This window comes from Streptomyces neyagawaensis, from assembly GCF_023516595.1.
Classification (GTDB): domain Bacteria; phylum Actinomycetota; class Actinomycetes; order Streptomycetales; family Streptomycetaceae; genus Streptomyces; species Streptomyces neyagawaensis.
The window spans coordinates 28,749-40,455 of record NZ_JAMGBG010000032.1 but is presented as its reverse complement, the minus strand read 5'-3'; the positions used below and the strand labels follow the sequence as shown (position 1 = coordinate 40,455).

The 11,707-nt window shown below is 73.0% G+C and carries 9 protein-coding genes; 4 read left to right on the top strand and 5 right to left on the bottom strand.

Going from position 1 to position 11,707, the window contains the following annotated elements; translation table 11 throughout:
- Window positions 1–7 precede the first annotated feature (7 nt).
- Window positions 8–958, bottom strand: coding sequence for a deoxyribose-phosphate aldolase (gene deoC / locus M8J73_RS16180; protein WP_055540531.1), 951 nt, complete (start codon window positions 956–958; stop codon window positions 8–10).
- A 498-nt stretch (window positions 959–1,456) separates the two neighbouring features.
- Between deoC and M8J73_RS16175 the strand changes: the two genes are divergently transcribed.
- Window positions 1,457–2,011, top strand: a complete 555-nt coding sequence (locus M8J73_RS16175) for a PH domain-containing protein (protein WP_055543333.1) — start codon at window positions 1,457–1,459, stop codon at window positions 2,009–2,011.
- A 155-nt stretch (window positions 2,012–2,166) separates the two neighbouring features.
- The gene (locus M8J73_RS16170) at window positions 2,167–3,981 is read left to right on the top strand and encodes a hypothetical protein (RefSeq protein WP_055543331.1); all 1,815 of its coding nucleotides are present in this window, start codon (window positions 2,167–2,169) and stop codon (window positions 3,979–3,981) included.
- Window positions 3,982–4,093: 112 nt separating this feature from the next.
- On the opposite strand, the gene M8J73_RS16165 is transcribed toward M8J73_RS16170, so the two are convergent.
- From M8J73_RS16165 to M8J73_RS16155, 3 genes are all read right to left on the bottom strand, one after another.
- Window positions 4,094–5,725 (bottom strand): phospho-sugar mutase, encoded by a 1,632-nt coding sequence (locus tag M8J73_RS16165; RefSeq protein WP_249828749.1) that lies wholly within the window; start codon window positions 5,723–5,725, stop codon window positions 4,094–4,096.
- Window positions 5,726–6,018: 293 nt separating this feature from the next.
- On the bottom strand, window positions 6,019–6,843 hold the full coding sequence (locus M8J73_RS16160) for a purine-nucleoside phosphorylase (RefSeq protein WP_249828748.1): 825 nt from the start codon (window positions 6,841–6,843) through the stop codon (window positions 6,019–6,021).
- A 204-nt stretch (window positions 6,844–7,047) separates the two neighbouring features.
- Window positions 7,048–7,485, bottom strand: a complete 438-nt coding sequence (locus tag M8J73_RS16155) for a gamma-glutamylcyclotransferase family protein (protein ID WP_107463474.1) — start codon at window positions 7,483–7,485, stop codon at window positions 7,048–7,050.
- Window positions 7,486–8,226: 741 nt separating this feature from the next.
- Between M8J73_RS16155 and M8J73_RS16150 the strand changes: the two genes are divergently transcribed.
- A complete protein-coding gene (locus M8J73_RS16150) occupies window positions 8,227–9,675 on the top strand; it encodes an NAD(P)H-quinone dehydrogenase (RefSeq protein ID WP_055539399.1) in 1,449 nt (482 codons plus the stop codon).
- A gap of 144 nt (window positions 9,676–9,819) precedes the next feature.
- The gene (locus M8J73_RS16145; RefSeq protein WP_079054909.1) at window positions 9,820–10,824 is read left to right on the top strand and encodes a DeoR/GlpR family DNA-binding transcription regulator; all 1,005 of its coding nucleotides are present in this window, start codon (window positions 9,820–9,822) and stop codon (window positions 10,822–10,824) included.
- Between the two features lie 261 nt (window positions 10,825–11,085).
- Here M8J73_RS16145 and M8J73_RS16140 read toward each other — a convergent pair whose 3' ends face one another.
- Window positions 11,086–11,649 (bottom strand): TetR/AcrR family transcriptional regulator, encoded by a 564-nt coding sequence (locus M8J73_RS16140; protein WP_055539401.1) that lies wholly within the window; start codon window positions 11,647–11,649, stop codon window positions 11,086–11,088.
- Between the last annotated feature and the right edge of the window lie 58 nt (window positions 11,650–11,707).

Genomic DNA, 11,707 nt, shown 5'->3' with positions numbered 1-11,707 from the left:
TGGGGTCTCAGTCCACCGTCACGTAGTCGGGGCCGGAGTAGCGGCCGGTGGCCAGCTTCTGGCGCTGCATCAGCAGGTCGTTGAGGAGCGAGGAGGCGCCGAAGCGGAACCAGTGGTTGTCCAGCCAGTCCTCGCCCGCCGTCTCGTTGACCAGGACCAGGAACTTGATCGCGTCCTTCGTCGTGCGGATGCCGCCGGCCGGCTTCACACCGACCTGGACACCGGTCTGGGCGCGGAAGTCGCGGACGGCCTCCAGCATGAGCAGGGTGTTGGCGGGAGTGGCGTTGACCGCGACCTTGCCGGTCGAGGTCTTGATGAAGTCCGCGCCCGCGAGCATGCCGAGCCAGCTGGCGCGGCGGATGTTGTCGTACGTCGAGAGTTCGCCGGTCTCGAAGATGACCTTCAGGCGGGCGGCGCCGCAGGCCTCCTTCACGGCGACGATCTCCTCGTGGACCTTCAGATAGTGGCCCGCGAGGAACGCGCCCCGGTCGATGACCATGTCGATCTCGTCCGCGCCGGCGGCGATCGCCTCCCGCACGTCGGCCAGCTTGACCGACAGGGGAGCGCGGCCCGCCGGGAAGGCGGTGGCGACCGAGGCGACCTTCACGCTGGACCCCGCTACGGCTGCCTTGGCGGTGGCGACCATGTCGGGGTACACGCAGACCGCCGCCGTGGCGGGGGTCGTGCGGTCGATGGGGTCGGGGTGGACCGCCTTGGCGCCGAGCGCCCGGACCTTGCCCGGGGTGTCCGCGCCTTCCAGCGTCGTCAGGTCGACCATGGAGATGGCCAGGTCGATGGCGTACGCCTTGGCGGTCGTCTTGATGGAACGGGTGCCGAGGGAGGCGGCGCGCGCCTCCAGGCCGACCGCGTCCACACCGGGCAGTCCGTGGAGGAAGCGGCGCAGTGTGCTGTCGGACGCGGTGACGTCGGCTAGGGCGTGGGGTGCGGCAGTGGACATGGTCACCAGACGAGCATATCTACGCGCGTAGCGGGTGTACACCCCCGAAGTCTTCTGGAGGGGGATGGGGGAGGAGGGGGGCGGCGTCCTTCGGCGGGGCCTGGGGGCCTGCTGGGGCGCGGGCCGGGGCCGGAGGAAGGCGTGGGTCGGGGCCGGAGAAAGGCGCCCGTGTGCGGGGTGGGCCGGGGCCGTGTGCGGGGTGGGGGCGCGGTGTCGTGCAGAATCGGACGTATGACCACCCCGGATCGACCGTCGTCCCAGGAGCAGCCGGAACCCCGGAAGCGCTCGGCGGCCTCGACGTCATCGCAGGGCACACCGTCCTCGGAGACCCCGAAGACCGAGCCCGCTCCCGAGACCGCGCGAGCCCGGCCGCGGCAGACGCCCGCGGCGGCGGCCCCGCGGTCCGCCGAGCCCGCCCGGCCCGCCCCGTCGGCCACTCCCGCCAAGCCGGTCTACAAGGACCGTGCCTACCGGTCGCCCGGCGGTCTCACGGGCGGTGTGCTGCTCCTCGGCCTCTTCGGCTGGCTCGGCACGGACGCGATCATCACCGGGGAAGGGCGCACGCCCTGGCTGACCCTGGCCGCGCTGCTGCTGGCCGTGCCGCTGGTGGTCGCCTTCTCGGTACGGCCCGCCGTCTTCGCCAACGACGACCGCCTCCGCGTGCGCAACCCGTTCCGCGTGATCGAGCTGCCCTGGGCCTCCGTCGTCTCGCTGCGCTCCGGTTACTCCAACGAGGTGATCGACGAGGCGGGGACCAAGTATCAGCTCTGGGCCGTCCCCGTGTCGCTGCGCGCCCGCAAGAAGGCCGCCCGGCAGCAGGCCCGGGAGTCCGGCAGGGCCGCCAAGGGGGACAGCAGCGGCCGTACGTCGCTGGAGGAGCGGACCGTCCGCGCCGAGACCGACCAGATCATGGCCGACCTGCGCGAGCTGTGCGAGGCCCGCGCGAAGGCGCCGGGGTCGCAGGGGGAGCCGACCGTTCGCTGGGCGTGGGAGGTCATGGCGCCGGCGGCGGCGGGAGCCGTACTGCTGACGATCCTGATCGCCCTGGGGTGAGCGCGGGGGTGCGGAACGTCCGAGGAGTGGTCCGGGACGGACGTGAGTCGCCGCTGTCCCACCGCGAAGGGCACCCGTACTGAGAGCTCGTCAGAGCCGGGCCGTACGGTCGTACGAATGATGAGCACCGTTGCGGTCCGAGTGTCGGGGTAGCCATGAGCACGAACATAGAGTCCCCGGGGCGGCCGTTGCGCAGGCTGCCCGAGTCCGCCGTCCCCGAGGGCTGCCCGGACTGGAGCGGCGAGAAGGCGCGGCTGTGGGCGCGGGCGCAGCCCCCGGTCTGGGTCCCGGTGCGGATGCGGGCCCTGCACCTGCTCGCCCTGGCCATGGTCGGGCTGACAGCCGGATTCTGGCTGGCCAACTCCCGTGACGTACCGCCCGCCCTCGCCGCGCTGGTCCCCCTGCACCTGGTGTGGACCCTGGCGCGCCCCGAGGCGCTGCGGGTCTCCGGCCCCCTACTGACCCTCGTCCTCGCCTGGTACAGCGGCACGCACGACCTGCCGATCCTCGTGGGCTTCCTCCTGGTGAACGCCGCCTGGGCGCTCGCCGAGTTCCGGATGAGCGCGCGGCGGACGCAGCGGATGTGGGCCGTCAGTGCCGCCGAGGGCGTCACCGCCGTGGTGCCGGAGGGGGTCGGGCCCCTGCGGCGCGGGCGGTTCCTGATCGCGGTGGGGCTGGTGCTCGCGGCCCTCGGCGGGGCGTTCGTCCTCGTCGCGTCCGGGTGGGACGCGCCCACCGACCGGCGGGAGGCCGTGCTGGCCGGGTGGTTCACGGTCGGTTGGGGGCTCACTGCGCTGGCCTCCGGTCGGCTGGCCCGACGCCGCGCCGCCGGGCTGCGCGGCGCCCCCGCGCCCGTCCTGCGGGTCCTCGTGCGCGACGGGGTCAACGGTGACGTGGAGGTCTTCACCGCCGACGACGTGGCGGCGCTGCGGCCGATGTTCACCGTCACCGCCGAGGAGTGGTACGACGACGATGACGACGAGGAGGACGAGGAGGCCCGCCTGCTCAAGGAGAAGGAACTGGAGGCGCTCCTCGACTCCCTCGACGCCGACGCGGACGAGGCGGCACAGCCCGGCCCCCTGCGCGAGGCCGTCCTCTACGGAGCGCCGTACGACGGCGGCGAACTCGTGATCGTCAGCGCCCCCGAGGACGCGCGGAACGGTGCCGATGCCGAGGAGACCCAGGGCGAGGATGCCCAAGGGGAGGGCGAGGGCGAGGGCGAGAGCAGGCAGGAGGCGCCGGAGGGCGCGCGGGAGCCGGGGAGCGGCGGCGGTTCGGGGGACGAGGAGTTCGTCGTCGAGTCGTCCATGGCGCCGGTGCGGGCCCTGTCCGAGCGGGCGGTCAGGCTGCGGATCGCGGCGGAGAAGTCGCGGGCCCGGCGGGCCGCGGTGTACGCGGACCGGCGCGCGGCCGCCGCCGACGGGATCACCGAGCGGCTGACGTCCCGGGCGGTACGGCGGTGGCGGGCAGGCTGGCTGGACCGGTCCGTCTGCCTGGTGGTCGTGCTGTGGGCGGCGCTGATGGTGCTGGGCGAGGCCGGCGGATGGCGGTATGTCCCGGGCGTCCTCCTCGGGTTCATCGGCGTCCTGCTGCTGCCGCGCATGGCGGCGTGGCGCATCACCGCCGACCGTGACGGGCTGTGGTTCAACGGCCTGCGCGGGGTCCGCCACATCGAGTGGGACCACCTCATGACCGTGCGGTGCGAGGGTGGCGAGCTGAAGCTGGACAGCCGCCGGCCCCGGTTCGGCTCGGCCTGGACGGCGCTCGCGCCCCGCTGGGGCCGGCTGGAGCGGCGGTTCGGACTGGTCCACCCGTACGAGCGGACGGCCGCCGAGATCACCGCGATGTGGCAGGACCCGGCCCTGCGGCCCACGGAGGCGAGCGGCGAACGCGAACGGGGCCGAGCGCTGTGGCCGCTGGGCGTGGTGCTGGGGCTGGTGTGGGTGGCGGCGTTGGTGCTGGTGCCGTAGCGGATCGGACACGGCGGAAGCCCCGGCCGATGACGAGGACGATCGTCGGCCGGGGCTTCCGTGCTGCTCGGGGCGTGGCGGGACGGGGCAGGTCGGGCCGGGCGCCGGGGGCTCAGATGCCCGCGGCCGCCGAGAGGTCCTGCTTGATCTTGGCGAGGAGGTCCGCCGCCGTCGCGTGGGCCTCGGGGAGGTCGGCGTGGGTGGCGACCGGGACGACGACCTCCAGGTAGCACTTGAGCTTGGGCTCCGTACCGCTGGGGCGGACGATCACGCGGGCGCCGTCGAGCGTGTAGCGCAGGCCGTCCGTGGGCGGGAGCCGGTCCGTGCCCCGGGTGAGGTCCTCGGCCTTGGTGATGGCGAGGCCCGCGAGGGTGGTCGGCGGCTGCTCGCGGAGCTGCTCCATGGCCCGGGCGATGACCGAGAGGTCCTCGACGCGGACGGAGAGCTGGTCGGTGGCGTGCAGCCCGTGCTCCACGGCGATGTCGTCGAGGAGGTCCAGGAGGGTGCGGCCCTCCTCCTTCAGCTGCGAGGCCAGTTCCGTGATGAGAAGGGCGGCGGTGATGCCGTCCTTGTCGCGGACGCCCTCCGGGTCGACGCAGTAGCCGAGGGCCTCCTCGTAGCCGTAGCGCAGACCGTCGACGCGGGCGATCCACTTGAAGCCGGTGAGGGTCTCCTCGTAGGGCAGGCCCGCCTTCTCGGCGATCCGGCCGAGAAGGGACGAGGAGACGATCGACTCGGCGAAGGTGCCCTGCGCGCCGCGCCGGACCAGATGGGTGGCGAGGAGCGCGCCCACCTCGTCGCCGCGCAGCATCCGCCAGTCCGCCCCGTCCTTGACGGCCACGGCACAGCGGTCGGCGTCCGGGTCGTTGGCGACGATCAGATCGGGGTCCGTCTCGCGGGCCTTGGCGAAGGCCAGGTCCATCGCCCCGGGCTCCTCCGGGTTGGGGAAGGCCACGGTCGGGAACTCCGGGTCCGGCTCGGCCTGCTCCGCGACCAGTACCGGCTCCGGGAACCCGGCCCGCGCGAACGCCGCGAGCAGAGTGTCCTTGCCGACGCCGTGCATCGCCGTGTAGACGGTGCGCGCGGTCCGGGGGGAGCCGTCGGCGAGGACGGCGTCCGTACGGGCCAGATAGGCGCCGAGGACGCTGTCGTCGAGAGTCTCCCAGCCGCCGTCGGGGCGGGGGACGTCGGCGAGGGAGCGTACGGCGTCGATCTCGGCCGCGATCTCCGCGTCGGCCGGGGGCACGATCTGTGAACCGTCGCCGAGGTAGACCTTGTAGCCGTTGTCGCGGGGCGGGTTGTGGCTGGCCGTGACCTCCACACCGGCCACCGCGCCCAGGTGCCTTATGGCGAAGGCCAGCACCGGCGTCGGGAGCGGGCGGGGCAGGACGGCGGCGCGCAGACCGGCGCCGGTCATGACCGCGGCGGTGTCGCGGGCGAAGTCCGCCGACTTGTGGCGGGCGTCGTAGCCGATGACGACGAGCCCGCCGGCCGAGCCCTGCTTGTTCAGGTACGCGGCGAGACCGGCCGCGGCGCGGATGACCACCGAGCGGTTCATACGCATCGGGCCGGCGCCGAGTTCCCCGCGGAGGCCGGCGGTGCCGAACTGGAGGGTGCCGCTGAAGCGTGCGGCGAGCTCCGCGGTGTCCCCGGCGTCGATGAGCCCGGCGAGTTCCTCGCGGGTCTCCGCGTCGGGGTCCTCGGCGAGCCATGTCCTGGCCCGTGCGATGAGTTCGTCCTGCACGTCGGGGTCCAACCTCTCTTGTTCGTCGGCGTCGGGGTTCGGGGCCGGGCGCCTCATAGCTGGGGGCCGGGGGTTCGTTGGCGGGTGCGGGTGGGTGGGGGTTGTTCGCGTCCACGCGGCGGAGCCGCATGTGTCACCGCCCCACGCCCCTGAAGGGAACGGGCCTGCGGCCCGCCCTTCATGAAAAGCACGGGGCGTAGCCCCGGTCGCTTTTCAGGGGCGCGGGGAACTGCGCGAGCAACCACATACCACCCGCACCCGGCGACGTACCCGAGTCCCCCGTTCCACTCCGGCTACAGACGGTCCAGCACCTGCGTCAGCAGTTCGCCCATGCGGGTCGCCGAGTCGCGGCCCGCCTGCAGGACCTCCTCGTGGTTGAGGGGCTCTCCGGTCATGCCGGCGGCGAGGTTCGTGACCAGGGAGATGCCCAGCACCTCCGCGCCCGCCTCACGCGCGGCGATGGCCTCCAGGACCGTCGACATGCCGACCAGGTCCGCGCCGATGACGCGGGCCATGCGGATCTCCGCCGGGGTCTCGTAGTGCGGGCCCGTGAACTGCGCGTAGACGCCCTCCTCCAGGGTGGGGTCGATCTCCTTGCACAGGGCGCGCAGACGCGGCGAGTACAGGTCCGTCAGGTCGACGAAGTTCGCGCCGACGATCGGTGACGTCGCCGTCAGGTTCAGGTGGTCGCTGATCAGGACCGGCTGGCCGGGGCGCATGCCCTCGCGGAGGCCGCCGCAGCCGTTGGTCAGGACGATCGTCTTGACGCCGGCGGAGACGGCCGTACGGACGCCGTGCGCGACGGCGGCGACACCGCGGCCCTCGTAGTAGTGGGTGCGGCCCAGGAACACGAGCGCGCGCTTGTCACCGATCCTGTACGAGCGGATCTTGCCGCCGTGGCCCTCCACCGCCGGGGGCGGGAAGCCGGGCAGTTCGGTGACCTGGAACTCGGCCTCGGGGGCGCCGAGCGCGTCCACGGCCGGGGCCCAGCCGGAGCCCATCACGAGGGCGACGTCGTGGGTCTCGGCGCCCGTGAGCTCCCGCAGGCGCGCGGCGGCGGCGTCGGCGGCGGCGTAGGGGTCGTCCTGGATGTCGTCCGGAAGAAGAGAAGCGTTCACGCGACGAGAGTATCCGGTCTGGGCCTACGCGCGTAGATGACAAGCTCACGGGATTGGGATCGTTGTCTTGTCGTTTCCCGCCAATGGGGGTTCCGGGTGGGGGAGGAGGAGTGATGGACGGGGCCTGAGTGGGAGACGATGCGAGGGTGAAGCGGGGGTGAGGAGGGGTCGGGCGGGGTGCCGCCCCGGACGGGTCGCCGGTCCTCAGCACGGGCGTTTGCGGAGTTCCATCACGTAGTCGTGGGGTGCTCCGGCGGACTCCGCGGCGTCGGCGATCTCGCCGAGGTAGCGGGCGGAGGGCAGGCCGCCCTCGTAGCCGTTGAGGACGTAGACCCAGGCCGGTTCCTCACCCTCCAGGGTGTGCACCCGGACGCGCATCCGGCGGTATATGTCGAGGCCGACGCCCACCCAGCGGTCCATCGCCTCCTCATCCATCGGGGCGATGTCGTACAGCGCCACGAAGACCTGGGAGCGGGGGGCCTCGACGACCGTCGCGAGGGCGCCCTCCCAGCCCATGTGTTCGCCGCCGAAGGTGAGGCGCCAGTCGTTCAGCCAGCCGGTGGCGCGCAGCGGGGAGTGGGGGGCGCGGCGGGACATCAGGCGGGCGTCGAGGTTGCCGGCGTAGGCGGCGTAGAGCGACATGGGGGAGAGCGTAAGCGCTCCGCTGGGGTGGGTGGGGCGTGAGGGGGTGGGGGAGGGGGTGCGTCGGCGGGGTGCGGGTCCGTCGTGGCTGGTCGCGCAGTTCCCCGCGCCCCTGAACGGCCCTCCGGGCCGGTTCGGCGTGCCTCGGTGTGCGCCTGTGTGTTCGCTGCGGCCTGTTGCTGGTCGCGGAGCGCCCCTCCGCCGCCCCGTCTCCCCGAGCCGTCCAGTGGGGCGGAGGGGGTGCGTCGGCGGGGTGCGGGTCCGTCGTGGCTGGTCGCGCAGTTCCCCGCGCCCCTGAACGGCCCTCCGGGCCGGTTCGTCCCGTCGCTGCCCGCACGCCCCTTCCGTGACCCCTCTGCCCGGTGCATGAGCCCTCCGTGGCCGCACCCCTTGGTGCACGAGCGCCCCCGCGCCGACCCCAGTCGCTCGCCCGCTCCCCCTCGGACTCTTCCCCCCGCCTTCCTCTGCCGCCTCCCCCTTGGCCTCTTCCTCCGTCCTCCTCTGTCACCTCCCCCTCGGGCCCTGCCCCTCTCGGCTCCTTCCCCCCGCCCTCTGTCCCTCCTCCTCTCGGCCCCTTCTCTCCCTCCCTCCTTCCTCTCGTCCCCGTCACGGCAAGTGCTCGGCCCCCGTCCCCCTCGGCCCCTTCCTCCCCGCTGTTCCAGCAGTCCCGAAACCCACTCCGCCCGCCGTTGCCGTGGGCGGTGGACCCCGGCTCCGCTGTATTCGGGATCGTGCGGGACAATGGGGTACGTGACTCGGATCGTGATCATCGGTGGCGGACCCGGCGGCTATGAGGCGGCGCTGGTGGCCGCGCAGCTCGGTGCGGAGGTGACCGTCGTGGACTGCGACGGTCTGGGCGGGGCGTCGGTGCTCACCGACTGCGTGCCGTCGAAGACGCTCATCGCGACCGCCGAGGTGATGACCACCTTCGACTCGTCGTACGAGGAGCTGGGCATCATCGTCGCCGACGACACCCCGTACATCGACACGCCCGCGCGTGTCGTCGGGGTGGACCTCGGCAAGGTCAACCGGCGTGTGAAACGGCTCGCGCTGGCGCAGTCGCATGACATCACCGCCTCCGTGACACGCGCCGGCGCGCGGGTCATGCGCGGGCGCGGGCGGCTGGAGGGGCAGCAGGACCTCGACGGGTCGCGCAAGGTCGTCGTCAGGGCGGCGGACGGGTCCGAGGAGACGCTGATCGCCGACGCCGTGCTCATCGCCACCGGCGGCCATCCGCGTGAGCTGCCCGACGCGCAGCCCGACGGGGAGCGGATCCTCAACTGGACGCAGGTGTACGACCTCGACGAGCTGCCCGAAGAGCTGATCGTGGTCGGGTCCGGTGTGACGGGCGCCGAGTTCGCCGGTGCCTACCAGGCGCTCGGCTCGCGGGTCACGCTCGTGTCCAGCCGCGACCGCGTGCTGCCGGGCGAGGACCCCGACGCCGCCGCCGTCCTGGAGGACGTGTTCCGGCGGCGCGGCATGAACGTCATGGCGCGCTCCCGGGCCGAGTCCGCCAAGCGGGTCGGCGACCGCGTCGAGGTGACCCTCGCCGACGGGCGCGTCATCAGCGGCACCCACTGCCTGATGGCCGTCGGCGCCATCCCCAACAGCGCCGGCATGGGCCTGGAGGAGGCCGGGGTCAAGCTCAAGGAATCCGGGCACATCTGGACCGACAAGGTCTCGCGGACCTCGGCCCCCGGCGTGTACGCCGCCGGTGACGTCACCGGCGTGTTCGCCCTCGCCTCCGTGGCCGCCATGCAGGGCCGTATCGCCATGTACCACTTCCTCGGCGACGCGGTGGCCCCGCTGAACCTGAAGACCGTGTCGTCCAACGTCTTCACCGACCCCGAGATCGCCACCGTCGGCTACACCCAGGCCGACCTCGACGCCGGGATCATCGACGCCGTCGGAGTGAAGCTCCCGCTGCTGCGCAACCCGCGCGCGAAGATGCAGGGCATCCGCGACGGCTTCGTCAAGATCTTCTGCCGGCCGGGCACCGGCATCGTCGTCGGCGGCGTCGTGGTCTCCCCGCGCGCCTCGGAACTGATTCACCCCATCTCGATCGCGGTCGACAACAACCTGACCGTGGAACAGATCGCGAACGCGTTCACCGTGTACCCGTCCCTGTCGGGCTCGATCGCCGAGGTCGCCCGCCAGCTCCACACCCGCAAGGCGGGCGGCGGCGTCTGACGAGCTCATACGGCGGTACGAGGGCGGGTCCGGGCCGGTCGGCGGTCCGGGCCCGCCGCGTTTACGTCCCGGATAGCCCCTATATCACTCCTCGCCCCAGGGTGCGAACAACTTCTGTTATTCGGCGCAAACTGCTGAAAGCAGATGGTCGTTGGCGTTACTGTCAGTTTCGTGTTCGCTGCAGAACGTCGCCAATTGATCCTCGAAATGGTGCGGGCCAATGGAGCCGTGTCGCTCCGTGAGCTCGCCCGCGTCGTCCAGACCTCCGAAGTGACCGTACGGCGGGACGTGCGCGCTCTGGAGGCAGAAGGACTCCTCGACCGCCGGCACGGCGGTGCGGTATTGCCGGGCGGGTTCACGCGGGAGTCCGGCTTTCCGCAGAAGTCTCATCTCGCGACCGCCGAGAAGACGGCCATCGCCGACCTCGCCGCGAGCCTCGTCGAAGAGGGCGAGGCCATCGTGGTCGGGGCGGGGACCACCACGCAGGAGCTGGCACGCCGGCTCGCGCGGGTCCCCGGGCTGACCGTCGTCACCAACTCCCTGTTGGTGGCTCAGGCGTTGGCCCACGCCAACCGTGTGGAAGTCGTGATGACCGGCGGCACGCTGCGCGGTTCCAACTACGCCCTGGTCGGCTCCGGCGCCGAGCAGTCCCTCCAGGGGCTGCGTGTCTCCAAGGCATTCCTCTCCGGGAGCGGACTGACCGCCGAGCGCGGCCTGTCCACGTCCAACATGCTGTCGGCGTCCGTCGACCGCGCGCTGGTCCAGGCCGCCGCCGAGGTCGTCGTCCTCGCCGACCACACCAAACTGGGCACCGACACGATGTTCCAGACGGTGCCCACCGATGTGATCACCCGACTGGTCACCGACGATCCGCCGGGCCACGACGACCGTGCCGTCACCGAGTTGCAGGCCCTGGCCGATCAGGGCGTGCAGATCTCCGTGGCCGGGGCGTCGGGCGGCGGCACGGGCGGCGATCCGGTACCGGCACGCCAGTCCCGCCGGGACATGCCGCTCCCGGGCCCTCGCCGGAACCAGGTCCACGGCACCGGGCCCCAGTTGCGCACCGCCACGGTGCTGGGGGAGCAGCCGCCGACCGGTGAGCGCGAGCGGGAGCGAGCGGCCCGCGTGGCGGACCTGCGCCGCCGATGAACGCGACAGCGGCAACGCCCCGCGCGAGCCCCGCGGACGCGAGCACCGCCACCGTCAGCCCCGGTTCAAAACGGCCACGGGCAGCCACTTCACCACCGCTCGGGACCGCCCGTTCGCCGCGGTTCCGGTCCGCCGGTTCACAACGGGCTTCGGGTGCCCGTTCGCCACGCGGTTCCGGGGCGCCGCGTCACTGCGGCCTGGGGCCGCCCATTCGCCAGGGCTCCGGCCCGCCGGTCGCCACCGCTTCGGCCCGCCCGTTCGCTACGGCCTCAGGCCGCGCAGCGTCAGGGTCAGTAGGCGGTCGGCCAGTTCCGGGTCGTCCGGGGTTTCCTCGGCCGCCAGTGCGATCGCGTGGGTGAGCTGGAGGAGATCGCCGATCGACACGTCGTCCCGTACGGCGTGAGCCCGCTGCGCCCGTGTCAGGAGGGCGGTGCCCGCCTCGCGGATCGGGGCGCAGCACCGGGCCAGGTCGGAGGCGTCCTCCTCGACGCGGGAGTCGGCGTACGACACCGTCATGAGGGCCTTCGCCAGACCCCGGTATTCACTCGCACGAGTGATGATGTCGCGCAGCCAGGTGACCAGCGCGGTGCACGGCTGGGGCGCGTCGAGCTGCTCCCGGGCCCGGGCCAGCAGCTCCTGCACCGCGTCCTCGAAGACCGCGCCGAGGAGGGCCTGGCGGTTCGGGAAGTGGCGGTAGAGCGTGCCGATCCCGACATCCGCGCGGCGGGCGATGTCCTCCAGCGAGGCGGTCGTGCCATGGGCCGCGAAGGCGAGGCGGGCCGCCGTGAGGAGGCGCTCGTGGTTGCGGCGGGCGTCGGCCCGCATGGGGCGGGCGCCCGTGGAGGGCCGGGCCGTAGGCGGCCGCGCTGCTGCCGGGGGCCCG

Excerpts from the sequence above, each read along its gene's own strand:
- deoC (WP_055540531.1), bottom strand. The coding sequence starts at position 958 with ATGTCCACTGCCGCACCCCACGCCCTAGCCGACGTCACCGCGTCCGAC.
- M8J73_RS16170 (WP_055543331.1), top strand. The coding sequence starts at position 2,167 with ATGAGCACGAACATAGAGTCCCCGGGGCGGCCGTTGCGCAGGCTGCCC.
- M8J73_RS16155 (WP_107463474.1), bottom strand. The coding sequence starts at position 7,485 with ATGTCGCTCTACGCCGCCTACGCCGGCAACCTCGACGCCCGCCTGATG.
- M8J73_RS16150 (WP_055539399.1), top strand. The coding sequence starts at position 8,227 with ATGGGGTACGTGACTCGGATCGTGATCATCGGTGGCGGACCCGGCGGC.
- M8J73_RS16145 (WP_079054909.1), top strand. The coding sequence starts at position 9,820 with ATGGTCGTTGGCGTTACTGTCAGTTTCGTGTTCGCTGCAGAACGTCGC.
- M8J73_RS16140 (WP_055539401.1), bottom strand. The coding sequence starts at position 11,649 with ATGCGGGCCGACGCCCGCCGCAACCACGAGCGCCTCCTCACGGCGGCC.